Source organism: Pseudoalteromonas sp. AS84 (assembly GCF_038900255.1).
Classification (GTDB): Bacteria; Pseudomonadota; Gammaproteobacteria; order Enterobacterales; family Alteromonadaceae; genus Pseudoalteromonas.
The window spans coordinates 53,546-78,363 of record NZ_JBBMQY010000009.1 but is presented as its reverse complement, the minus strand read 5'-3'; the positions used below and the strand labels follow the sequence as shown (position 1 = coordinate 78,363).

Sequence of the window (24,818 nt, the reverse complement as noted above, 5' to 3'; positions counted from 1 at the left end):
CAGGTTTTTATAATGAGCTGGTTAGAACTATTAAATAATTTAGAATCGGGCGCAGTACGCGCAGCATCACAAAACGAAAGCGGCCAATGGCAAGCTAACGTAGAAGTAAAAAAAGGCATTTTAGAAGCCTTTAAAAATGGCACTAATACTGAGTTTGCAGGCGGTTTTGTTGATAAACACAACTTAGCTCCACAAGAGTTTAGTGCTGATGATGGCGTGCGTATGGTGCCGGGTGGCTCTAGTGTTCGCCGTGGTGCTTATGTTGCTAAAGGCACGATTATTATGCCACCAGCGTATGTAAACATCGGTGCATATATCGACGAAGGCACAATGGTAGATAGCCACGCATTAGTTGGTTCGTGTGCACAAGTAGGTAAAAACGTACATTTAAGTGCAGCAGTGCAGCTTGGTGGTGTACTTGAGCCAATTGGTGCAAGCCCAGTAGTTGTAGAAGACGACGCCTTTATTGGCGCTGGCTGTATTATTGTTGAAGGTGTAGTCATTAAAAAAGGTGCTGTGCTTGCACCAGGCGTGCGTTTATCTGCGACTATTCCTGTTTACGACTGCGTAAACGAGCGCCAACTTGATAAAGGCGAGCCAATCCCAGAATATGCCATTGTAATACCAGGCTCTCGCCCTGCTTCAAACGAATGGGCGCGCGAGCAAGGTCTAAGTATGTCGTGTGCGTTAATTGTTAAATACCGCGACGAACAAAGCGATGCATCATTATTACTTGAAGAGGTTTTACGATAATGAGCTTTTTGAGCACGCCTATCAAAACTGCTGTAAATACTATTACACAACAACTTGATACACCTTTTTTTGTTTACGACTTAGATAAACTAAACACGCATCTTGCGCGTTTAGTTGCACAAACCGACGTAAAACTTTGGTACGCCGTAAAAGCAAACCCACTGTCTAAAATTATTCAAAGCTTAGACAACGCCGGTTTTAATTTTGACGTAGCAAGTAAAGGTGAGCTTGAGCAAGTACTAGCACAAGGTATTAGCTCACAGCGCGTGCTCAACACGGGGCCCGCAAAAAGCCCCAAACAAATTAAACACTTTATTGAGCGCGGCGTATGTATATTTGTAGCCGAAAGCCTCAATCAAGTCCGTTGGTTAAACCAACAAGCACAACTACAAAACACGCAGTTACAAGTACTTTTACGTGTACAGTTGCGCTGGCCTGAAGGTGAAAAAAACCCATTGGGTGGCGACAGCCTTACCCCATTTGGTTTGGGTTGTAATGAATGGCAAGCACTTAATGTAGCCGACTACCCTGCACTTAAGTTTGACGGCTTACATATTTTTCAGTGGGGCAACATGCTTAGCACGCAAAAGCTAAGCGAATTGTGGTCACAAATGATTGCACCACTTAGCCAACTTGCCGGCGATTTAAATATTAGCCTTAAAATTCTCGATTTAGGTGGTGGTTTAGGTATTCCCTATACACAAAGCGAAACAACACTTGATTGGGATGACTTAATAACGGCGCTCGCTAAAATTAAAAGTGATGCGGGTGTAGAAGAGTTGTGGATGGAGCTTGGTCGCTATGCCGTTGGCGAATGCGGTCATTACGCCAACCCAGTAGTCGAACGCAAACAAAACTACAATCAAGAACAAGTAATTTTAAGCGGCGGTATAAATCACCTATTGCGCCCCGCTGTTACCAGCCAAGATTTCCCTGCTGCGTTACTGCGCGAGTCCAGTGCAAAAACTCAAGCGGTCACTTTATACGGGCCGCTTTGTACCGCGCTTGATTGCTTGGGTGAGCATAACCTACCAAGCGATTTAAATGAGCACGACTGGCTAGTGTTTAGCCAATGCGGTGCTTACGGCTTTACCGAAAGTATGCCGTATTTTTTATGCCACGAGCTAGCTGCCGAGTATACCCTGCAAAACGGTGAGCTTACCTGTGTTCGCCAAGCTGAAAATGCCAGTCATTATTTAAGGTAATAACTATGAGTAATACAACCCACATCAGCCAAGAGAACATTGTAGTAGGGGAAGTTGCAAACGGCTTACCACTTACAATTCCTGTTTATCGCTTAAAAGGCGATGGCACAGGACCTAGTGTTTATATTCAGGCCAATATGCATGGCGCTGAAGTGCAAGGTAATGCGGTTATTTTTCAGCTACTTGAGCAATTAAAACACCTAAACCTTAATGGCGATATTACCTTAGTCCCTTATGCAAATCCGATTGGTTGTAATCAAAAGTCGGGCGAGTTTACCCTTGGCAGGTTCGATCCAATTACTGGTACTAATTGGAATCGCATGTACCACTACAATAAAAATTTAGTGACGCAGTTTGCACAAAATCATACTCAGTATGATGACGCTACATTAAAAAGTAACTTTAAACAGGCGCTTATTGACGAAGTAGACAGCAAACTCAACGGCCCTGCTTATTTACTTAATACGGGTAAACGCATTGCGCTTAACTTACAAAAGCTCGCTCATCAGGCTGATATAGTACTCGATTTACACACGGGGCCTATTTCAAGCAAACACTTGTATTGCCCAACTTATGCAACCGACAGCGCGCGCTATTTTAATATTGAACATGTACTGCTTATTCCGAGTGATTTTGACGGCGCTATGGACGAAGCTAACTTTTGCCCATGGTGGCATTTAAGTGATGCACTTAGCGAGCAAGGCCGTGAATTAACCATTCCCGTAGAAGCATTTACTGTAGAGCTAGGCAGCCAAGAAAAAATAGACTTAAAAGAAGCACTACACGATGCAAACAGTATTTTAAGTTACTTAAATCATAAGGGCGTACTGCAAAACGCAACGAATACCCCTGCTGATATTACTCGTTATGCGTGTAATTTAGATGACTATTTTGCTTACTACGCCCCCATTGGCGGTATGGTTGAATACATAGCACCACTTGGCGGGCACATTAAAGCTGGTGAGCCTATTGCTAATATTTTACGGATGGAACGCTACTTAAGCGAGCAACCACTGCAGACACTTACTCTAGATTGCGATGCAATTGCCATTTTGCACTTTGCCTCAGCGAGTGTTAACCAAGGCACCGAGCTTTATAAGTTTTTTACTAACATATTTGAGCTTTAGCTCACCCTTCTCATTGCGTGAGAGCAGATTAACTAAAATAATTAATCTGCATTAAAAAAGCGGCCTAGGTCGCTTTTTTTCTGATCTATATTTACTTTATATACGTATAATGGTTGCTGTGAATACAAATTCAGTAAAAGTTCACCGTTACATATGTAAAAAGACGTTATAATTAAATTAACGCATACAACAACCCGAACTCACAAGGAATTACAATGAGCTGGCGCCACTGGATCACACTTTCTGCCTTAATAAGTACAGCGACCTTCGCACAAGAAGAAGTTGCTACAAACGAGCAAGATAACGACATCGAACTTGTAAAGCAGTGTATTTTAAATGAAGTAATTGGCGGAGACGGTAAACAGACATTAGACGATCTTCGTAAAAAGTGTTCAGCTCTTGAAGAAAACAAACAACTTACCGCGCTTGATAAACGCCAAGCTCGAGAAGAAGTCGGTAAAAAAAATAGAAACGTAATTACGCCACATAAGCGTAACTATATTTTACCGCTTTCGTACGTATCACACCCAAACGATCGCCCTTTTGATGGTTTTGACGAATTAACAGATGATAACGATGGTGAGCCACTAGACAACCTAGAAGCAAAATACCAGCTTTCAATCAAAGTGCCTCTATATGATGACTTTTCTGATGAAGACCAAGCCATATTTTTTGGCTTTACTCTGCAATCTTACTGGCAGCTTTATAACTCAGAAATCTCTTCTCCATTTCGTGAAACCAACTACGAACCAGAAATATTTTGGATAAACTACCTCGACCCAGAAAACGTATTATGGGGCGACGAAATGGCAATTTCACTAGGTATTTCGCATCAATCAAATGGTCGCAGCCAGCCAAACTCGCGTTCGTGGAACCGTATTTATGCAGACTTTATTTGGGAAAACAGAGGCTTTGTTTTTAGCTTTAAACCTTGGTACCGCATAGCTGAGGACGAAAAAGACAACGTTTTAGAAGCTAAAGGCGACGATAATCCAGACATATACAAATACATGGGCTATTTTGAATTTAGTGGTGCATACCGTCTTAACGATCATGAATTTAGCTTCATGACGCGTAACAACTTAAATTCAGAAAACCGTGGTGCAATTCAACTCGACTGGTCATTTCCGTTATGGGGTCGCGTTCGTGGTTATGCACAATACTTTAACGGTTATGGCGAAAGCTTAATTGATTACAACGCGGATGTAGAACGTATTGGTGTAGGTATATTATTAACTGACTTGTTATAAAACGAGCTCACAAAAAAGCCAAGCATTGCTTGGCTTTTTGTTTTTCGACATTAAACAATTATTTTTTAACCGCAAACACACCTTCAAACTCTGCAACTACATTGTCACCATCATAAATAGTAACAGGCACAATATAGGTTGCTTTACCGTCGGTTTCTAAATCGCTTAACTTGCCCTTACATGTTTGTATATCAACACAACCACGTGGGTCTGTAGTAAGCGGTTTTAAGTACTTAATGTTAGCATCGGCCAATACAATATTACCTTCAAGCCCAGCTTCTTTAAGTGCTAAGTACGTAGCGCCCCAACCTGTTAGCGTGGCCAAGCTATAAATAGACCCTGCAAACATGGTGTTATGTAGGTTTAAGTTAGCGTCAAGGTCGGCACTGGTTGTAAATTGCCAATCGGTATAGCTTTCTACCTTAATGCCCATCGCGTCACTAATTGGAATAGACTCACGCCATATATTTTGTAGTACTTGCGTCCAATTAGGGTGGCGGAACCAACCTGGCTCACATGGCTTTTGCTTTACCATTTTAAAGTGTTGAACATCGCCATACGCTAAATGCGCTTTTTCTTTTAGTTCATAACCGTGGCGCTTATAAAACTCAAGTGCTCGTTCGCGTGCAAACAAAACCAATTCACCGGCATTTTGAACCCATGCAATTTTTTCAAGCTCGTGAAGCAAACGACTACCAATATGCTGGTTACGATTACCCTCAGCAACTGCCATATAACGCACTTGTGCTTGCTCATGATTGTTAAAGTGCAAACGTGCTACGCCTAGCACTTCACCTTCTTTATTTTTTATAAAGCGATGCTCAGAATCTTGTTCCATATCGTCTTGTTCAGAGCCACGAGGCTCGCCCCAAGGCGCGCGTAATACCTGCCAACGCAATTGATAATACGCTTGCCAATCTTCGCTACTTTGTGGGGTGCTTACCTGAAACATACATACTCCTGTTGTTATATAAGCCGCAAATAAAAGTCAAAAAAGGCTACGGCGCTATACTAATCGTATTGGTTATCTACCAAGCTAGAAAAATAAAATAATTAAATTGATTGGTATTATTATGGCAAATACCATACTCCATCCTAAAAAAACTGCAAATACGACTTTGGTGATGCCTGCAAAATAACGTAAAAAATAATAGCAAAGGGCATTGCGCTTTAACGTTGCTAGTTTATGCTGAGAATATGACTGAAAAAATCAATTATATAAATTCACTGACGGGTTTGCTAAGCGATCAATTTATTGAAAATAGCCACAGCATTGGTCAGTTAATCTATTGGCATAAATGCAGTGGTGATCACATTCAAGTACGTGAGCACGAGCAGTTACGCTGGTTACTTATTAACGACACCCTTCAATCTGTTATTGATTTAAATAATCCGAGCTTATTACTTTTTCCGCATTTATTGTACTTAGATAAGCATTGGCAAGCTCTTAAGCCGCCACAAAATGTGTTAGAACTTGGCCTTGGCGGTGGAGCAATTCGTAATTATTTACAGTATAAATACCCTAAAGCACAAATAACATCGGTTGAAAAAAACGCCGATATTATTGATTGCTATACCCAGTTTTTTTCGTCAAATAAAAATGAGCAACTGCTTTGCGCCGATGCGCAACAGGTTTTAAAAAGTGCGCTAAATGTTGATTGGGTTATTCTAGATTTATTTAGCCAAATAGATGCACCTCGATTTTTATTTGAAGAGGCATTTTATAAAAAAATCTACTCGGCTTTAAATAACAACGGCGTGCTATTTATTAACTTTTTATCGCAGCATGAGTCGCAATTAAAGCAACTTCAGCAGCTATTACTCGATGTATTTGGTTGTAATGTTAGCCCGCAAAAAATTACGGGCTATGTAAATCATATTGTCGTGGTAACCAAAAACTTAAACAGATAAGTTAAACGTAACGGGCCCATCGTTACACAAGCTTACTTGCATATCGGCACCAAACTCACCTGTGGCTATTGTAAGCCCCAACTCTTTAGCTTGAGCTACAAAGTATTCGTAAAGCTCGTTAGCTTGGCTTGGCGTTGCCGCAGATGAAAAACTAGGGCGCATACCCTTTTTAGTGTCAGCCGCTAGCGTAAATTGCGAAACCACAAGTAACTCACCTTTAATATCTTTAAGGCTTAAGTTCATTTTGTCGTTTTCGTCAGTAAAAATACGATAATTACTTACTTTGTGTAAAAGTTTGTCAGATGTTTGCTTGTCGTCGTGTTTTTCGACACCTAATAGCAACAATATACCATTGCCAATCTCGCCTACTACTTGGTTATTAATTTCTACTTTGGCATACTTTACACGCTGTATTAAACCTTGCATTTAAACTGTATCCTTTAGTGCTGGTTCATCATCTTCTAGTTCAAGCTCAGGTGTTTCTGGAATATCATTTGGGCTAATGCACGCTGTAAATTCAGCGCCAAGCAAAACAACTACCCACGACAAATACACCCATACAAACAAAATAGGAATGGTAGCTACTGCGCCGTAAATAACTTCGTACGACGGAAAATGGCTAATATAAAGTGCAAATCCTTTTTTAGTCAGCTCAAATAAAAGTGCCGCAAAAAAAGCGCCAGGTATTGCCGCTCTAAACGACACGCGCGTATTAGGCACTAAGGTGTAGAGCATAATAAAGCCCACCATCGAAATCCCGTACGGCAATAACTTTAACAAAAATCCGCTAAACCCAGGAATACCCTGATCAGCAAACGATACCAACGATACAATGTAAGAGGTAACACCAATACTGGCACCGAGCAACATAGGCCCTAAGCTCAAAACCATCCAGTACACAGCAAATGAGATCATCATTGGGCGTTTTTTCTTAATTCGCCAAATTCGGTTTAATGTGGCATCTACATTGCGTATTAACAGTAAGGCTATTGCAGCTAAAAAGCCAATACCTACTGCCGTCATTTGGTTGGCATTGCCCGCAAAGGAGCTAATGTGCTCTCTAATAACATCGGTAGAAGTAGGGACAAAGTTGGTAAACAAAAAGCTCTCAATTTCCATGCGAGTAGATTCAAAGCCCGGAAAAGCCGAAAATATAGCAACACCCACCGCAATTAATGGCACTAACGACAGAAGTGTCACGTAAGCAAGGTAACCTGCATTAACCGTTATTTGATCGTCTATACAACGATTAAAATACTGCATCCACCAACCAGGTTGCTGGCGTATAAAGGACTTAACTTGCTGTTTGTAATGTGAGAGCTTATCATTCATACAATTGACTTGTGCTTATATAGTTTTGATTATAATAACAATCAACGCCATAATTTACAGCACTAACGCACGTACACAGGAATTCAAATGAAAAAACAAACATTACTCAGTGTTTCAATGCTTGTAGTAACACTTACTTTAACTGGCTGCCAATCAGCTTATTACTCTGCAATGGAAAAAGTGGGTGTTCATAAACGCGATATTCTTATCGACCGCGTAGAAGAAACCAAAGACTCTCAAGAAGAGTCACAAGAAGAATTTAAATCGGCACTAGAGCGCTTAACGACTCTAATCGATTTTAATGGTGGCGAATTACAAGACACTTATAATCAGTTAAACGACGATTACGAGTCGAGCTTAAATGCCGCTAACGAAGTATCAACTAACATCAATAAAGTAGAAGACGTAGCAGAAGCGCTATTTGATGAGTGGGGCGATGAGTTGGAGCAATACAAAAGCGCATCACTTAAGCGTGAAAGCAGCAAAAAGCTAGCCGCGACTAAGCGTCAATTTGATCAGCTATTACGCTCAATGCGCAGCGCAGAGAGTAAAATGGAGCCAGTATTAACCTCGCTTCATGATAACGTTTTATACTTAAAGCATAACTTAAATGCACAAGCGGTATCGGCTATTAAAGGTGAATTCACTAACCTTAAGCGCGATATTCAATTGTTGATGAACGACATGAACAAATCGATTGCCGATTCAAACAAATTTATTGAACAAATGAACAGCGCTGGCTAATCATTTGTTACTTTAACAAGCCTGCTTAATTGCAGGCTTTTTTATGTTAAAGGGAATGCTAAAAGGGATTTACAATGAAAAGCTTTTTAATCGCAACAATGCTCTTATGTATACTAACGGCCTGCGGTGCACCTAATAATATTAATCGTATTACCAGCCCCGACTCAGTTATAGTTATTAACGATAAAAACGGTCGTTATAAAAATTTATACACAGGTGAAAAAACATATCCCATCACCTGCACTGAAAACTGCTACCCAGCCCACCCAGACTTACTATGCAAAACCGGCAGTGAAAACTGCCAGTATCAAGGCCAGCAAACTAAACCACAACTTAGCACCGGCTATACTGTGCGCTGGCTTGGTCACGCTAGTTTTGTAATTAACACCCCAAATGGTCAAAGTGTGCTGTTTGATCCGGTAAAAAATCAGTTTGATTATCCAGTCGCACTTGGCTTTAAACTCGGCGGTGGCATTTATCGTAAAGCAGGCGCTTGGCCTAGTGAACAAGAACTAAAAAACATTGATGCGGTAATATATTCGCATATTCATTACGATCATTTTAATAAGGCCGACATACAAAGCATTGGCAATGAACCTCGCTATTTAACACCACTCGGTATGGCCGACAACTTCCCCACCGGCGGTTTTAATATTAGCGAAATGCCGTGGTACTCAACAACCAACATTGACGACTTAGTTATTAATGCCGTGCCAGCTCATCATTTTAGCGCTCGAGTATTGGTGCCCTTTATTTACGAAGATAACAATAAAGACTTATGGAATGGCTGGCTGCTTGAACAAAACGGCAGTACCTTATTTTTTGCAGGCGATACGGGCTACTCAAAGCACTTTAAAGATATACAGCAAAAATATGGCGATATAGATGTGTGCTTAATACCAATCGCATCTTACTACAGTAAAGAAAGTGGCAAATTTTATCGCTACGTTCACACTACACCAGAAGACGCGCTTAACGCAGCACAAGAGCTTAACTGCAAAGTAATAATACCGTGGGGATACGGTAACTCAAGTTGGAAAATGGGCGACCATACTAGCCACTCTGCTTTGCTACGTTTATTACACATGGTTAAAAATATGGATGCTAAAACACCGCTGTATATTTTAAACGAAGGCGAAAGTATTTCACTGTAACTATTTACTTAGCTGTTTTAAGATTGTTATTACATTAAGACAAATCCACAATAAAATTGAGAAATTAATGAAAAAATTAGCACTCGCCTTAAGCTTTTTATTAAGCACGCCTGCAATGGCCATTGATGTTGAACACACATCAACTCCAATTACTATTGATGGCGTATCAGAAAGTGCGTGGGATAAAGCCACTTGGCACGATATGCCTTATTTAATGGATGGCACACTGCCATCAAACGATGCCGATTTTAAAGGGCGTTATCGCTTACTGTGGGATCAAAACTACTTATACCTACAAGCCGATATAGTGGATGATGTTTTAATAGATACACACGCAGATCCAACCTATAAATATTGGGATGACGATGCATTAGAGATATTTATCGATAGCGATGCATCAGGTGGTAATCATCAATTTAATCATACTGCATTTGCGTATCATATAGGCCTTGATAACCAAGCCGCCGATTTTGGGCCTGATAAAAAGCCCCACTTATACACAGAACACTTAGTAAGTAACTGGAAACGAAATACCGTAGCACCTTATAACATTACTTGGGAAGTGGCGATCAAACTCTATCCAAATGATTACCAAGAAGGCACAAAAAATACACCTATTAAATTAACGGCAAAACAAGTTATCGGGTTCATGCTCGCCTACTGTGATAACGATGGCAGCAAAGTGCGCGAACACTTTATGGGCTCACACGAAGTCCAACCTGTAAACGGCGATAGAAACCGTGGATTTATAGACGCAGATGTATTTGGCAAAATCACCTTGGTGCGCTAGCCGCTCTTTAGCATTGTAGGTATGAGCGGTAAAACTCTAAATTTTATAAATAGTAGTCATCACATTAATTATTAAGCAACAAAGAAATACACATTAAGAATGTGTATTTCTTCTAAGCTCGTATTAGTAAATAGTAACTTGAACATCAATCCAAGCGTTTGCAGTGCCTAATGTACCACCAACCTCAACTGGATAAATACTAAAGCCATTCCAAGGGTCTATAAACGTTTGGTTCAGAAGTAGTGGTGAATCATTAAAGTCTTCTAACGACCAACCAGAACTTCGAGAGTTTGGAGTTGCATCCAACAATAATGAGTTATGGTTATACCAAGGAGCCGCGTTTTCATCCATGTAGTTTTGTAAATTTATAAGAATACCACTTTGCAATAAAGGAGTACGTAATTGAGACTCTGGAGGTGTATTTGTTTCACCATTTTGTGTGGTTCTATATTCTACCCAATATGTTTTATCTCCATCCCCTGACTTTACTTTTAGGCCTATCGGGCCAGGCGCATTATGGCCATTGCTGGTGCCATGATCAAAAGCATATATTCTATACTTTCCTGAAGTTGTGACAGTGGGTACATCAGTCTCTGTAATCCAATTTTTAAAATACCCTTTATACATTAAGTTCATTTCTTCTAAAGAGTGAGCACCCATCCCCATTAAGCCAAATACATTCCCGTAATTAGTAACTATGTCATTACTATTTCCATTTAATGTACTGCTCCCCCCCTCTATAGACATTGAGTGATGCAACCCCAATGCATGACCCGCTTCATGGGCAATAGTGCCAGCTTTATATGTATAGATTTCCATTAAAGGAGGAGCTGCTTGAGAGTTAATAAAGTAACTTGCTTGTGTACCTACAGGCGGTGCCGTTACCATTATTATGGTGCCTTCACCTGGAAAATTAGGATCTATGCCAGTATTAATTAATTCTTCTTTATAACCTGAACTCCACTTAGACTTATCATAATTATAATAGTCATGGTCATGGGGCATCGTAATTTTTGATTTTATCTCCCACGTAAAATTGAAATTACCATATGATTGCTCAGTAAAGTATTCTTTGGTTTTTTGCATTTCAGCATTAATTTGAGCAGTACTAAACTCTAAATCTTGATCAGGAAATCTAATTGGATAAACTAAGACATGGACACTCTCATAATCGTATCCATCATTACCTGGATCTACTAACCCTGGAGTGACGCGGCAATTAGTTGCATTGAAGTCGGCAACAACACTAACCCCTTTAAATAACCCTTCTAAACTGACATTATTCCAGCCATTTGCTGGCTGCGTTAAAATAACGCACTCAGTATTACCTATATGCGACGACCTAGTACTATCATCTCCATCGACAGGCCAACCATCTGTTCTTGCTGCAAGTGTTAAGTTTCCTAAACCATGGGCGGTACTGAAAGCAATACTAGTTATATTTTTGTTGAATGTTGAAACATTAAAACCTAGCTTATACGACGCAGCAGGAACGCAAACAGGAACACCATCCTGTAATAAAACTGCTGATGTTGGATCTTGAGTAGCGCAAATATCTGGTAATATATAGGGGTTAGGGTTGGGTTCAGGGCTAATAGGATCTGACAAACTGGTTTGCATACTTATAGTGTTACTCCAACCAGACCTATTCGTGCTGTTTTGAGCAAACATTGTATAATAATAAGTCGTATCTTCAACTAAGCCTGTGTCTGTATAAGTTGTGGTATTCTCACCCACCGTTGATATTACTTGCCAAGAAGAGCCTGCGCTTGATCGTTGAATCTCAAAGCCATTCTCATTATTTGAATTATCATCCCAAGTTAAATTAATGGTTGTTCCGTTAACTGTTGCTTGCAAATTGCTAGGAGCAGCTAAAGTACCTGTGTTTTCACTACCGCCGTTAGGTAATTCGTTATTGCTTCGGCAAGTAGTCGCACCAAAATCAACAACAAGGGATGCATTACTTCGCTCTCCAGATATAGCAATCATTAACCAATGTTGATTTGGATTACTAATAATTACACATTCTTCATTTGAGTCTGTAGTTAGTGATCTATAAGCGGTACTGTTTGATGCAGTGCTAGGCCAACGGCCCTGATCTACATATAAGTTAAGATCTCCCGTACCATGTGCTGTGCTGATAGCAATACTGTTATGACCACTTGCTCCTGCAATACTTAAATATGCAACTCCATCATCATTGATACAAACAGGGGATCCATCACTTATAGAAGTCGACGCCCCTTGAGTTGCACACATATCTGGTAACTCTGCACCGGATGTATAGTATGAGATAAATAGAAAAGAGCCTATCAGGCTTTTCACAAGTTTTAATGGGGGTCGTTTCATTTTTTCACCATTCTAAGTTAGTTAACTATTCTTTATGCTTTAGTTTAAAAACATAAGTTTACTTTTTATTTACAACTAAGTTTTAAAAACTAACTTACATAAAACATAGAATCAAGCATTCAAAAAACACTAAAAACAAAATTTCAAATCACAATAACAAATTGAAATTAAAGAACTTTTAAAGCGCAATGATAAATTGTGATGATAGATGATATAAAATGGTAAACTTTAAAAAACATAACGAACATGAATTACTAAACAGAGCTAATTTTTTTCTTACCCAACATAATTATGAAATAAATCTACATAGAAATTCCAAAGAGTAAAAGTGAGCACAATGCTTTACTCCACCAATTAACTAAAAAATAGCTGATATCAAATAAGCCCTAGACTCCACCTGCTAACGAGTCAATTTTCAACCGGAGCCAATGCAATACATTTACAATTTATTTATTTTAAGTTGGGTTAATTTACGAAATAAGACTGGATATCTGAAAAATTTTTGATTATCTCGCGAATAATATTAGGAATAACGAGGGGAATTTACATGCTAGACGCTTTTCTAATTAAAAGTAAAATCAACGTAGCTCGCGTTGAAAGTAACCGTTGGAGATAGATTCACTATGCAGAATTCAGATTAAATTAGGTATAATTATCTTTCGAGATTAAATGTTCTGCTACATGAAGAGTGCTGCTTAAGGTTTTTTGACTTCTAAGAGGTTAGATTTACTTAAACAAATAGCATTTTAGCCGTACAATAAAATATGTAAGCTAATCAGGGGACTACGCCTTCCACTGACATACTTAAGAAAACATTGAGGTTAAGCCGTTTGTTTAACCTCATTAGGCAAAAAGTTAGTCGCTATATAAAGACCCGTAGTTCAACACGTAGTGATTAGCTATGCTGCGCCCCTATCATTATTTGAATGGGGCACATATCAGACCTTTCTTACCTGTAAAACAATACACTAAGACTAATTCACCTCAATACAACCTGCACAAAGGATTCTCCAAATCCTAGTGCTAATAAGCTAAGAATCATTCAAAATCAAACTTAATTGACATCCCATTATGCTCACCAACAATACTGAAATAATGATAACCTGCTCGAGGATTATTTATCGTAATGAATTCTGCATTATCCGGGTTGTCAGACCTTTGGTCATAACTATTCCCACTAGCCCAACCAGATGATTTATAATATAAATTTCCGTTACCAGATCCATGCGCTGTCATTATGACAACTTTATTTGTGCCCAATGGAACGTTAATACCGTAGTATGCGATTGCATTAACCCAAGAGCCGCTGGGTACACAAATATCATCACTTTGCTCAATCCAACCCGATATAGGGCTTTCTATTGCGCAAGCATCGATCACTGTATCACCACCACTGTGCTCAGCACTTATAGAAACTGTAGTTACTACCGTGTCAGTAGCACCATCACTATCCGTAACTGTTAACTCCACATTATAGTCACCTACAGCTGTATAAGTATGGCTAGGGTTCATTAAAGTGCTGATTTTTCCATCTCCAAAGTTCCAGCTATATGAAACTATTGGTCCTTCAGTATCTGATGAACCTGCACTACTAAAACTTATCGAGTTATTCACAGTACCTAAATATGAACCATTAGAATAAGCTGTTGGGGGCGTATTCTGATTTTCACTAACATTACATCCAGGAGTGTCAAATTCAACTAAAATAGATGCAGTTCCATTCGAATTAGAAATTTTCAGATTACCCCAGTAGTTACGCCCTCCAGATACATAAATACACTCACTGTTTCCAATATCATTCGAAATACCATCATCACTATTCGTGCCTGTAGGCCAACCTGAATTATCATAATTAATACTTAAATCACCAGAACCGTGTGACGTTCTGATTTTAACACTGTCATGGCCACTAATATTTGCGATACTAAGCCAAATTACTGGTGAATTACCTAAACAAACAGTATTACCAGCTACTAAATTACCACCAGTAATAGGTGCCTGTGTAGTACATGTATTTGGTAAGGTATTCCCTGGTATAATATCTTCTGCTGAAATAGTCACTTTAGTACTTGTAGTGTTTGTTGCCCCTTCATTGTCAGTTACAGTAAGACGCACATCATAAACCCCTTGTGAGTTATAAGCGTGGCTAGGGTTGGCAAGTGTACTCACTGCACCATCACCAAAATCCCAACGAAAAGCCTCTATCGAACCATCATTATCTGTAGAACCCGCGCTGGTAAAGTTAACGGCTATATTTACAACCCCATTATAAGTACCGTTAATATTTGCTGTTGGCGCATTATTTTGAACATCACCATTTATAGAATATACATTTTCACCTGGTGTAAGAGAAACCACCCCTTTACAGCTATTCAATGAATCAACAAACACCATTCTATCACCAGCCTGCCATGTAGTTCCTGTATAACTTTCACCTACGTTAAGTGTTGCATAAACAGTATCAGAGCGCGCACCAGTTACATAGTTAACCCACCGTACTTGCATGACTTCATTTGAGTTATTTGTAACAGTTACATTAGTGGTATTTGTAGTTTTAAAATAAGGCCTTTCTAAACTACATGAACCAATCTCATTAGCTGCAGGCAAAATGTCAGGCACTAAGTTATTAACTAAACTAGGCTCTACCGAAAAACTAGCTGTTTGCCCAACAATACCAACCCCAACACATTCTCGATTTTCGCTCATCATGACAAAGCGATCGTTTTCACGCCAAAAGCTATTATTGTATTGCTGACCTTGCGTTAATAATGCTATTTCTTGTGTTCCTGCACTTCCAGTAACATTATCAATCCACATTAATCTTAACGGGACTGAAGTATTATTTAGCACTGACAGATTAGATGTAGAAGAGTCATCTACATATCGAATATACCTTTGCTCCAAATTACATGAGCCAAAGTTATTATCTTCAGGAAGTGCAACATAACTCATAGCTGTCGCAGATGTTAATGATTGCACATAATCAGAAAAACCATCGCCTATACGGTCTGAAACATTTTTTAAGGTTGTTTGATAAGTTGCAGTACTCCCAGACCGAAGCGCATTAATTATATCGTCATAATCACTTCGATGATTTGCATTCATATAATGAATCGCCATATAACCCCATTGATATAAATCAGGGTGATTATAGTCCGCACTTAAAATATTGTAGAAAGGAGGAATCTCCTTACCAGAGAGGCTATTGAGTGTCCTTGTATAGTTTGTACCATTAGCTAGAAAATCAGCTAAGCCTTCAGTCAATCCCGCATTATATGTAAAAGTACCAAAGGGGCCTGAGACATTAAAACGACCATCTAAATAGTGTACATATTCGTGTTGTAGGTTATATACCTGCCCTGTATAAGCACAAGAAAAAGGTACCCAACTATCCTCACAAATGTGCGATATAAATTTCGCTTGGTTTACCGAGTTTGATGGTGTCCCCTCTAAGTACATTCCTCCATTATCAGTGTTAATTCCAAAATGCGCTTGGCCATTAGCTTTATATTCTGCACTTGATAAGTAAATATAAACATCTAAGGTAGTATTATTGTCATTGGGCAGCGGGGAACTAGCATTCGTATTAAAAAAACTGTAAAAATCCGTTTCAGTTTCAGATATTTCATCGCAACTACTTCTTAATTGCTGTTGTGTTATACCGCTTTGCGCTCGTAAATTCACAGAATTACATTGATAAGATTCAGTAAACACCTCATTTATAGTTGCTGCAGATGCGTTTTGGAAGCCACAAAGCATAAATGCAGCTATGGCCCCCACTGAGTTTATAGTTTTAATCATGCACTTTTCTCTTTAAGTATTATTTGAAAGTGAAGAATCAAGACATTCCTGTGTCAGTACATTCTTTTCGATCTTTAGAAGAAACATTTCTCAACTTATGTTTCACAGTTTAGGTATTTTCATTTACTTCCCAAGAGAATCTTCAAATCTCAAGGATTAATAAAATAGAGCTATTCAACACTTACAAGATAAAATATATTGAATGCAATATACACAAAAGGTAAATGAAAGTTACCAGGATGTAAATAAGATGATTAGAAAACAGAGCTAAATGATGACAACTGATTAAAAAAGATATCTTTAAAGCAGCTAATAACAAGCTCTATAAAGTGCAAGTGAGGCGAGTAAAAGTAAAGTTTGAGGGTTAGGCTAATATTGAAGGTAATAATTACCATCAATATTAGTTAACATTTTAAATATTTGGTCTGTTGATTGATAAAAATCTCTTGCGTGCTTATTCTTTCATTAAGAATAAATGACTCTTCTTATCATATGACTCGATTAGATACAGGTGTTCCTCATCATCGCTCAAAGCAACTTCGAAGTAATTAGCTTTGCTATAGATAAGTTCTTCAATTGTTTTTGTATCAAAATTATAATAAGAGACTATACTTTTCACTGCATCACTCTTGTCGATAAAGTAGACCCCATGATTAAATACAACAAAGTCATTTACATCATTTTTATTGGCACTAAGGACTCTTGAGATGATTTTAGTATGACTTTTTGTGATTGGGTTGTAGTGGTAAATATCATTATTATCAGCCCTACTGTAAAAGAAATCCCCCGTAGGAGATTGTGCAATACTGTCTGCATTAGGTATCGCAGTAACTATGTTTAATGGGTACCCTGAGCCTCCCATTTTCATGACTCTAGAATTGCCATATATTGACTCAATAAAATGAAACTCATTACCTGAAATAGAAAACCTACCTGTATATAAATTTTCTCCATCAGGGCAAAGAGGGGTAGCCTTGCCCGTTTTTATATTTATAAGCTGGCATGTGTGATTTATCGATAGCACCGCTTTATTTGTGCCTTTTTTCCAATTAATACTAAGTGGTGAATAATATTTCGATCGCTCTTTAAACTTTGCTAGTTGATTTATATTACCTTTATCATATTGCCATAATTGCACTTTATTACTGGGGGTTACAGCAGCAAAGACTAGCCTACCACTGCCCACTTCTGCAATGCCATGGAGGGACATTTTATTTCTAACAAGAACTTTACCTACCCCATCACCACCTTTTAATGGGTTAGCATATTTAACTATTTGCCTTGCAAACGACTCATTTCTCCCCTCTTGCTGCATGACTATATACGGCTTTCCTATTATTTTAGTTGGCCAGTAGCCTAAATATGCTCTCTCTGTAATTTTGATTACTTGCTGAGTCGCAATATCATAGTTTGACAAATACCCTTCAGCATCTACAAAAAAAAGTGATTTACTATTATCACTAAAACTAAACCCTGCTCTCTCTTCATAAAGAGAAATAGGGGTCGGTATAAATTCTCTATCCATAATATTGAAAAGATTAATTGTATAACTTTGCATATTATCAGCGCGCATTACAGCCAGCCACTGCTTATCTGGTGATATAGAGGCAAACAAATCACCTTGAGACGCTAATTCAGGGGAGCTTATTTGTTCTAACTTAGCCTGAAAGATATCATATAAATAAAGCTTTAAAGGCGCTGTAGCTACTTCACTCATATTGAAGAAGAACTGCTCATCATTGAGCCAATTTATTGAAGGTGAGATATTATGAATAGGTAGAGTTATATGTAATTTAGCATTAGTTGCTCTTAGCTCTTTTGAGTCAAAATTGGCTAAATAAATGCCAGCAAATTTACTATTATACCTAACAAATGCAACCCTAGTTTTATCAGGAGATACACTAGCAAAGTTATCGTTATTGAATGAGCTACTAAAAACTTTGCTTACACTCTCTAAATCGTCTGTATAGCTTGCATAAAGCTGCCAGGCATTATGCTGGGCTGAATGATGTGAAAAGAATAAAACCTGGCCATCATCGCTTACAGAAAGACTTTGGACTCTCCCATCATTATGTGTCATTGAGGTAACTAAGCTATATTTATTAGGCTTAGCCATATATAGATAAAAAGTAAGAGCAATAATTAAGACAAGTATTACACTTAAATATATATAGCGATAATGATGCCAACTCTTAATCTCATAAATTCTTTTTGTAATGGCCCCTACAACATTACAGAGCTTATTACTTAAGCTATTAGCGACTTTATTCCTGCTTTGAAATATTGAAGCATTCAATCTGTACCCACTACCCTTTGTACCTGTTACCGTATGGATATATTTCTTATTTGCTTCTAATTGAGCCAGTGCTCGACGCAAACTATAAATGTGATTATTAATTGTATGATCACTTACTGTAGCATTCCCCCAAACATGATTTCTCAAGTCATCTCTTGTTACAAGCTGTCCTGTTCGACTCGCGAGGTGGCATAAAATCCTCATAGCCATAGATTGAATATCTATCGACTCCCCATCACAACTCAACTTATCTATCGTAGGATCAACAGTAAGCTTTTCTAGTTGGAAAGCTTTATTAAAGTCGGTCATTACATATCATTAAACTAACCATAACATATGGTATACAATATACATAAAATATGGTTTTGACTAGTACATTCAACTCACATCAGTTATTCATTTGAGTATTGGAGATTACCAAATATGCATTTATATCAAATACGCTAGATAAAGCACTTCAAAGTCTAACTGGACTTGAAAACTTTAACCTCGCTAACTAAAACTCACAAAAAAGCCGCTGTATTTTTCAATACAGCAGCTTTTAAAATCATTATTCTAAATTAATAGATTATGACTTAGGTGCACGGCCCGCACGTTTACGTTCGTTTTCTGTAAGGTGTTTCTTACGGATACGAATGTTTAGTGGAGTAACTTCAACTAGCTCGTCATCATCGATGAACTCAAGCGCTTGCTCAAGTGAGTAGTTAAGGTGCGGAGAAAGCGTTTGCGCTTCATCAGTACCAGATGCACGTACGTTAGTTAACTGCTTGCCTTTAAGGGCGTTAACTGTAAGGTCGTTATCACGGTTATGAATACCGATAACCATACCTTCGTATACTTCAACACCGTGACCGATGAATAAACGGCCGCGCTCTTGTAAGTTGAATAATGCGTTAGTAAGTGCTTTACCAGTTGCGTTTGCAATCATTACGCCGTTCTTACGAACACCGATAGCGCCACCTTTATGAGGACCGTAATGATCGAACGTATGGTACATAAGACCAGAACCCGAAGTAAGCGTCATGAAATCAGTTTGGAAACCAATTAAACCACGGCTTGGGATCATGAAGTCTAAACGCATACGGCCTTTGCCATCTGGAGTCATGTTAGTAAGTTCACCTTTACGTAGGCCAACTTGTTCCATAACAGAACCTTGATGCTCTTCTTGACAGTCAATAGTCACTGTTTCAAACGGTTCTTCTAGAACGCCATCTACAGTACGTAAGATAACTTCTGGACGAGAAACTGAAAGCTCGTAACCTTCACGACGCATGTTTTCGATTAAGATACCTAGGTGTAATTCACCACGACCAGAAACACGGAAGCTATCTGGGCTAGCAGTATCTTCAACGCGAAGTGCTACGTTGTGTACTAATTCTTTGTCTAAACGCTCACGGATATTACGTGACGTTACAAACTTACCTTCTTTACCACAGAAAGGTGAGTTATTTACAGAGAATGTCATTGTTACAGTTGGCTCATCAACACTTAGTGGTGGTAATGCTTCAACGTTTCCTGGGAAACAAACTGTATCAGAAATCTTAAGCTCACCAATACCTGTTACAGTTACGATGTTACCAGCGTAAGCTCTATCAGTTTCGATACGCTCAAGACCTAGGTAGCTTTGTACTGCACCAATTTTACCATTACGTGTAGTGCCATCAGCACTGATAATAGTAACTTGTTGGTTAGGAGCAACAGAACCACGTTTAATACGACCAATACCAACTACACCAACATAAGAGTTGTAATCTAGTTGAGAAATTTGCATTTGGAAGTCACCTTCAGGATCTGCATCCGGTGGTGATACTTCTTCAACGATCATCTTGAACATAGGTTCCATGTTGTCTGATGGTTCGTCTAAATCTAGTGTTGCCCAACCGTTGATTGCTGAAGCGTAGATTACTTTAAAGTCTAACTGTTCGTCAGTCGCGCCAAGGTTGTCGAATAAATCAAAGATTTGATCCATAACCCAATCTGGACGAGCGCCTGGCTTATCAATTTTATTGATAACGACGATTGGCTTTAAGCCTTGCGCGAATGCTTTTTGCGTAACGAAACGCGTTTGCGGCATTGGACCTTCTTGAGCATCAACAAGTAATAATACTGAGTCAGCCATCGAAAGTACGCGTTCAACTTCACCACCGAAATCGGCGTGTCCCGGGGTATCTACGATATTGATATGGTAGTCATTCCAAGAAATGGCTGTGTTTTTAGCCAAAATGGTAATACCACGTTCTTTCTCAATGTCGTTTGAGTCCATCACGCGCTCTTCGTTACCGCCGCGTGTTTCTAATGTACCTGATTGCTCAAGTAGTTTGTCAACCAGTGTTGTTTTACCATGGTCAACGTGCGCGATAATCGCTATATTTCTTAACTGTTCGATGCTCATATATTTACTCAGAGAAATTAAATTCTCATTGATCCTGCAAGATCTACGCACTCATCCACGCTTTCGCGAGATGTCCCAGCATAGGATTTAAAAGGGCGCATATTATCCCTCATTAATGACATGGATGAAAGTTTATCCAATACATATTTTAAAACTTTCTCAATACTTTTACTAAGTATCTGTTTTTTATATGACAATTATATGAATTAAATTTCAATTATTTTTCAAAAAACCCTCTTTTTGACTATTTTTCCGATCTTTTTGTTACTCTTTTGCATTTAGGTTATGCTAATTCCAGCTGATTAAATTAACAACAAATTACGCCCTGTAAATTTTGCACCGAAATGGAATATTTGCGCACCAAAAGAGTGCGTTTATATATTCCATTTTGATGCAATGATATTTTTTTAATTTATAAACAGCCAGTTACAATAATGGCACAAAAACAGCTTAGTAAATATCAAAGCAATTATGCAGCAATAACAAAACCCAATAGTTGGAGGACACATGTCACAATCGGTTTTAGATTTTATTAAAGAAAATGACGTTAAGTTCATTGATTTACGCTTTACTGACACTAAGGGTAAAGAACAGCATGTTTCTATTCCTCATCACCAAGTTGATGAAGACTTTTTTGAAGACGGTAAAATGTTCGACGGCTCTTCAATTGCAGGCTGGAAAGGCATAAACGAATCAGACATGGTATTAATGCCAGTTCCTGAGTCAATCAAACTAGACCCTTTCACTGAAGAAGCTACATTAATTTTACGTTGTGACGTAGTAGAGCCTTCTACATTACAAGGTTATGAGCGCGACCCGCGTTCTGTTGCTAAGCGCGCTGAAGATTACATGCGTTCTACAGGCATTGCAGACACTGTTTTATTTGGCCCTGAGCCAGAGTTCTTCGTATTTGACGATGTTAAATACAAATCAGATATGTCTGGTTCTATGTACAAAATTGATTCTAAGCAAGCTGCTTGGAACTCAGATAAAGAATATGCAGATGGCAACACTGGTCACCGTCCAGGTGTTAAAGGCGGTTACTTCCCAGTTGCTCCTGTTGATGACTTCCAAGATTGGCGTTCAGCTACGTGTCTAGTTCTAGAAGAAATGGGCCAAGTAGTAGAAGCACATCACCACGAAGTAGCAACAGCAGGTCAAAACGAAATCGCTACTCGCTTTAATACAATGGTATTAAAAGCGGATGAAATCCAAGAAATGAAATATGTTATCCATAACATGGCTCACTTATATGGTAAAACAGCAACGTTTATGCCTAAGCCAGTTGTTGGTGATAACGGTTCTGGTATGCATTGTCACCAGTCTTTAGCTAAAGACGGTGTTAACCTTTTTGCTGGCGATAAGTACGGCGGTCTTTCTGAAGATGCACTTTACTACATTGGCGGTATCATTAAGCATGCTAAAGCAATTAACGCTTTTGCAAACGCATCTACTAACTCGTACAAACGTTTAGTACCAGGTTTTGAAGCACCAGTTATGCTTGCATACTCTGCACGTAACCGCTCTGCATCAATCCGTATCCCAGTGGTTCCATCTGAAAAAGGTCGTCGTATTGAAGTACGCTTCCCGGATCCAACAGCTAACCCATACCTTGCTTTCTCAGCAATGCTTATGGCTGGCCTTGATGGTATCAAAAACAAGATCCACCCTGGCGATGCTATGGATAAAGATTTATACGACTTACCAGCTGAGGAAGCAGCAGAAATTCCAACTGTTGCAGCATCACTTGACGAAGCACTATCTGCACTTAGCGCAGACCGTGAATTCTTAACTCAAGGTGGCGTATTCACTGACGACTTAATCGATGCTTACATCGAACTTAAGTCTAAAGAAGTTGAAAAGCTTAACATGACAACTCACCCAGTTGAGTTTGAAATGTACTACAGCTGCTAATTAAGCTGTAAAAAATATGTGTGTTCTCAAGCCCGCTTTGCGGGCTTTTTTAATGGTAAAATTAGTTAATCTCCACTAAAGTTAAGTTACCGATAAAAATGCAGGGCTGCAGAGTGAATAACAAGATTTTATTACTATTAATTACTTTAGGATTAAGTAATTATAGTTATGCCGGTGAAACAAAAATATACGCTTGGAAAGATAAAAATGGCGTATTAGTGTTCTCAGACACCCCTCATAAAGGTGCTCAAGAGGTCAAGCTTACCAGCCAAGATCTTAATATGCCTGCAACAAATACTGACATTTTTGACGAGCAACCCCAGCCTCAACAAGCGGCCTTTAGTATTGCCATTTCCTCACCTGATCATAACCAGACTATTCGTGAAAATACCGGCACTGTTTATGTTACTAGCCGAATAAAACCACGCTTTGAAACTGGTTTTACTATACAACTTTTTATTGATGGTAAAGCACACGGCCCTGCCAGTGACAGCTCAACCTTTGCAATAAGGGATGTAGAACGTGGTCAGCACACACTACAATTAAAGCTTTTTAATAGTAAAAACCAAGTTATTGCTACAAGCGAGCCCTGTATGTTTTTTATGCACCGAAAAGGGCTAAGCCTAAGTAACTAAATTGGGGTATTACTAATCGTGCAGCAGTGTATTTTACCGTATAACTTGCTTGCAAACATCAACGCACTAAAATGGTGCAGCTATGATTAATAATAAAAACTTTAGCCCTGAGCTACTCGATGCCATTTGGCAAAATCAAACAACCGCTATCATATTACTTGATAAAAACTTTATTGTAATATATGCCAATAACAGTACCAGTGAACTGCTTGGCCTTGGTAATAAACGCCTATTAGATCAACCTTTTGATAGCCTTTTTAACTACCATTCAATCGATTTAGAGCGTATAAAACAATACTCACTAGTTGAAGGTGTAGATTGCCAGCAGCATAGAGCTGACGTGGTTTTTAGCGATTCTCGCCATGCGAAAGTAGCCGTAAGTACACGACAAATTAAATTTAATGGCTCGCTTTATATTTTATTTGAGTGGCGCCAAACCGATGACGAAATTAAGCACGACCAAGCGTCTAATCAAATGCATCAATACCAAGCTGCCCGAAACCTAATTAGAGGCTTAGCGCACGAAATTAAAAATCCTTTAGGTGGGATTCGCGGAGCGGCGCAGTTATTGCAGTATGAGGTTGATCAACAAGAAAGAGATCAATGTGCTGAGCTCATCATTGAGCAAGCCGACCGATTACGTGAATTAGTAGATAGGCTTTTGGGGCCCAATCAACTTCCACAAAAATCGTATGGCAACATACATCAATCACTTGAATCAGTTGCAAGGCTAAGTACGTTAGATAATTGTTCTAACATTAGCTTGGTTAAAGATTACGACCCAAGTATTCCTGATGTATACATTGATCAAGGCAAAGTTCAGCAAGTAGTATTAAACATTGTACGAAATGCCCAACAGGCGCTTGTAGATGGCGGTGAAATAACAATAAAAACCCGCATTAATCATCAGCATCGTCGCCCAGGTAAAGCACCTAAAAAAGCCTTGTTGATCCAAATATCTGATAACGGACCAGGAATTGATCCCAGTGTACGCGAAACACTGTTCTACCCTATGATCACCAATAAAGAAGGTGGCTCTGGATTAGGACTCTCAATAGCGCAAACGCTGATAGATCAACATGATGGCTATATAGAATGCGATAGCTGGCCTGGACATACTGAATTTAATATCTATCTGCCCTTTGCAGATTAATGTTTGGAGTTT

Annotated in this window: 18 protein-coding genes; 11 read left to right on the top strand and 7 right to left on the bottom strand. The window is 38.9% G+C overall.

Features of this window, described 5'->3' with window-relative positions; all coding sequences use genetic code 11:
* Window positions 1-12: 12 nt before the first annotated feature.
* From WNY79_RS11240 to WNY79_RS11225, 4 genes are all read left to right on the top strand, one after another.
* Window positions 13-753, top strand: coding sequence for a 2,3,4,5-tetrahydropyridine-2,6-dicarboxylate N-succinyltransferase (locus WNY79_RS11240; protein ID WP_342875894.1), 741 nt, complete (start codon window positions 13-15; stop codon window positions 751-753).
* The gene (locus tag WNY79_RS11235; RefSeq protein ID WP_342875893.1) at window positions 753-1,958 is read left to right on the top strand and encodes a PLP-dependent decarboxylase; all 1,206 of its coding nucleotides are present in this window, start codon (window positions 753-755) and stop codon (window positions 1,956-1,958) included. Before WNY79_RS11240 ends, WNY79_RS11235 begins: the two co-directional genes overlap by 1 nt.
* 5 nt (window positions 1,959-1,963) lie before the next feature.
* Window positions 1,964-3,085, top strand: coding sequence for a succinylglutamate desuccinylase/aspartoacylase family protein (locus tag WNY79_RS11230; RefSeq protein WP_342875892.1), 1,122 nt, complete (start codon window positions 1,964-1,966; stop codon window positions 3,083-3,085).
* A gap of 215 nt (window positions 3,086-3,300) precedes the next feature.
* On the top strand, window positions 3,301-4,335 hold the full coding sequence (locus WNY79_RS11225) for a phospholipase A (RefSeq protein WP_024600027.1): 1,035 nt from the start codon (window positions 3,301-3,303) through the stop codon (window positions 4,333-4,335).
* A gap of 58 nt (window positions 4,336-4,393) precedes the next feature.
* Here WNY79_RS11225 and WNY79_RS11220 read toward each other — a convergent pair whose 3' ends face one another.
* Entirely contained in the window at window positions 4,394-5,287 is an 894-nt protein-coding gene (locus WNY79_RS11220; RefSeq protein ID WP_076925800.1) for a bifunctional GNAT family N-acetyltransferase/hotdog fold thioesterase, read from the bottom strand.
* Between the two features lie 245 nt (window positions 5,288-5,532).
* Between WNY79_RS11220 and WNY79_RS11215 the strand changes: the two genes are divergently transcribed.
* Window positions 5,533-6,246, top strand: coding sequence for an SAM-dependent methyltransferase (locus tag WNY79_RS11215; RefSeq protein WP_342875891.1), 714 nt, complete (start codon window positions 5,533-5,535; stop codon window positions 6,244-6,246).
* Here WNY79_RS11215 and dtd read toward each other — a convergent pair.
* Window positions 6,235-6,672, bottom strand: a complete 438-nt coding sequence (gene dtd, locus WNY79_RS11210; RefSeq protein WP_121953822.1) for a D-aminoacyl-tRNA deacylase — start codon at window positions 6,670-6,672, stop codon at window positions 6,235-6,237. The two genes, WNY79_RS11215 and dtd, sit on opposite strands and share 12 nt — an antisense overlap.
* Window positions 6,673-7,578, bottom strand: coding sequence for a virulence factor BrkB family protein (locus WNY79_RS11205; RefSeq protein ID WP_121953823.1), 906 nt, complete (start codon window positions 7,576-7,578; stop codon window positions 6,673-6,675).
* Window positions 7,579-7,665: 87 nt separating this feature from the next.
* Here WNY79_RS11205 and WNY79_RS11200 point away from each other — a divergent pair, with 87 nt between their 5' ends.
* The 3 genes from WNY79_RS11200 to WNY79_RS11190 all read left to right on the top strand — a co-directional run bounded on the left by WNY79_RS11200 (window position 7,666) and on the right by WNY79_RS11190 (window position 10,266).
* Entirely contained in the window at window positions 7,666-8,322 is a 657-nt protein-coding gene (locus WNY79_RS11200; RefSeq protein ID WP_024597208.1) for a DUF2959 domain-containing protein, read from the top strand.
* 74 nt (window positions 8,323-8,396) lie between these two features.
* Window positions 8,397-9,476 (top strand): MBL fold metallo-hydrolase, encoded by a 1,080-nt coding sequence (locus tag WNY79_RS11195; protein ID WP_342875890.1) that lies wholly within the window; start codon window positions 8,397-8,399, stop codon window positions 9,474-9,476.
* Window positions 9,477-9,543: 67 nt separating this feature from the next.
* Complete coding sequence (locus WNY79_RS11190) at window positions 9,544-10,266, top strand: CBM9 family sugar-binding protein (RefSeq protein ID WP_342875889.1); 723 nt, start codon at window positions 9,544-9,546, stop codon at window positions 10,264-10,266.
* Window positions 10,267-10,389: 123 nt separating this feature from the next.
* Here WNY79_RS11190 and WNY79_RS11185 read toward each other — a convergent pair whose 3' ends face one another.
* The 4 genes from WNY79_RS11185 to typA form a co-directional block, all read right to left on the bottom strand.
* On the bottom strand, window positions 10,390-12,615 hold the full coding sequence (locus tag WNY79_RS11185) for a fibronectin type III domain-containing protein (RefSeq protein WP_342875888.1): 2,226 nt from the start codon (window positions 12,613-12,615) through the stop codon (window positions 10,390-10,392).
* A gap of 1,038 nt (window positions 12,616-13,653) precedes the next feature.
* Window positions 13,654-16,416 carry a collagenase gene (locus WNY79_RS11180; protein ID WP_342875887.1) on the bottom strand — a complete coding sequence of 921 codons (2,763 nt, stop codon included), beginning with the start codon at window positions 16,414-16,416 and terminating at the stop codon, window positions 13,654-13,656.
* A gap of 454 nt (window positions 16,417-16,870) precedes the next feature.
* Complete coding sequence (locus tag WNY79_RS11175; RefSeq protein ID WP_342875886.1) at window positions 16,871-19,021, bottom strand: winged helix-turn-helix domain-containing protein; 2,151 nt, start codon at window positions 19,019-19,021, stop codon at window positions 16,871-16,873.
* 259 nt (window positions 19,022-19,280) lie between these two features.
* Window positions 19,281-21,104 (bottom strand): translational GTPase TypA, encoded by a 1,824-nt coding sequence (typA, locus tag WNY79_RS11170; protein WP_002961123.1) that lies wholly within the window; start codon window positions 21,102-21,104, stop codon window positions 19,281-19,283.
* 507 nt (window positions 21,105-21,611) lie between these two features.
* Between typA and glnA the strand changes: the two genes are divergently transcribed.
* The 3 genes from glnA to glnL all read left to right on the top strand — a co-directional run bounded on the left by glnA (window position 21,612) and on the right by glnL (window position 24,806).
* Entirely contained in the window at window positions 21,612-23,018 is a 1,407-nt protein-coding gene (glnA, locus tag WNY79_RS11165) for a glutamate--ammonia ligase (RefSeq protein WP_010554792.1), read from the top strand.
* 113 nt (window positions 23,019-23,131) lie between these two features.
* Window positions 23,132-23,653: a DUF4124 domain-containing protein gene (locus WNY79_RS11160; protein ID WP_342875885.1), complete on the top strand. Its 522-nt coding sequence runs from the start codon at window positions 23,132-23,134 to the stop codon at window positions 23,651-23,653.
* 82 nt (window positions 23,654-23,735) lie between these two features.
* Window positions 23,736-24,806 carry a nitrogen regulation protein NR(II) gene (gene glnL, locus WNY79_RS11155; protein WP_076926065.1) on the top strand — a complete coding sequence of 357 codons (1,071 nt, stop codon included), beginning with the start codon at window positions 23,736-23,738 and terminating at the stop codon, window positions 24,804-24,806.
* The last annotated feature ends 12 nt before the right edge of the window (window positions 24,807-24,818 follow it).

Excerpts from the sequence above, each read along its gene's own strand:
- WNY79_RS11180 (WP_342875887.1), bottom strand. The coding sequence starts at position 16,416 with ATGATTAAAACTATAAACTCAGTGGGGGCCATAGCTGCATTTATGCTT.
- WNY79_RS11230 (WP_342875892.1), top strand. The coding sequence starts at position 1,964 with ATGAGTAATACAACCCACATCAGCCAAGAGAACATTGTAGTAGGGGAA.
- WNY79_RS11240 (WP_342875894.1), top strand. The coding sequence starts at position 13 with ATGAGCTGGTTAGAACTATTAAATAATTTAGAATCGGGCGCAGTACGC.
- WNY79_RS11205 (WP_121953823.1), bottom strand. The coding sequence starts at position 7,578 with ATGAATGATAAGCTCTCACATTACAAACAGCAAGTTAAGTCCTTTATA.
- glnA (WP_010554792.1), top strand. The coding sequence starts at position 21,612 with ATGTCACAATCGGTTTTAGATTTTATTAAAGAAAATGACGTTAAGTTC.
- typA (WP_002961123.1), bottom strand. The coding sequence starts at position 21,104 with ATGAGCATCGAACAGTTAAGAAATATAGCGATTATCGCGCACGTTGAC.
- dtd (WP_121953822.1), bottom strand. The coding sequence starts at position 6,672 with ATGCAAGGTTTAATACAGCGTGTAAAGTATGCCAAAGTAGAAATTAAT.
- WNY79_RS11200 (WP_024597208.1), top strand. The coding sequence starts at position 7,666 with ATGAAAAAACAAACATTACTCAGTGTTTCAATGCTTGTAGTAACACTT.
- WNY79_RS11185 (WP_342875888.1), bottom strand. The coding sequence starts at position 12,615 with ATGAAACGACCCCCATTAAAACTTGTGAAAAGCCTGATAGGCTCTTTT.
- WNY79_RS11225 (WP_024600027.1), top strand. The coding sequence starts at position 3,301 with ATGAGCTGGCGCCACTGGATCACACTTTCTGCCTTAATAAGTACAGCG.
- WNY79_RS11220 (WP_076925800.1), bottom strand. The coding sequence starts at position 5,287 with ATGTTTCAGGTAAGCACCCCACAAAGTAGCGAAGATTGGCAAGCGTAT.
- WNY79_RS11175 (WP_342875886.1), bottom strand. The coding sequence starts at position 19,021 with ATGACCGACTTTAATAAAGCTTTCCAACTAGAAAAGCTTACTGTTGAT.
- WNY79_RS11235 (WP_342875893.1), top strand. The coding sequence starts at position 753 with ATGAGCTTTTTGAGCACGCCTATCAAAACTGCTGTAAATACTATTACA.
- WNY79_RS11190 (WP_342875889.1), top strand. The coding sequence starts at position 9,544 with ATGAAAAAATTAGCACTCGCCTTAAGCTTTTTATTAAGCACGCCTGCA.
- glnL (WP_076926065.1), top strand. The coding sequence starts at position 23,736 with ATGATTAATAATAAAAACTTTAGCCCTGAGCTACTCGATGCCATTTGG.
- WNY79_RS11215 (WP_342875891.1), top strand. The coding sequence starts at position 5,533 with ATGACTGAAAAAATCAATTATATAAATTCACTGACGGGTTTGCTAAGC.
- WNY79_RS11195 (WP_342875890.1), top strand. The coding sequence starts at position 8,397 with ATGAAAAGCTTTTTAATCGCAACAATGCTCTTATGTATACTAACGGCC.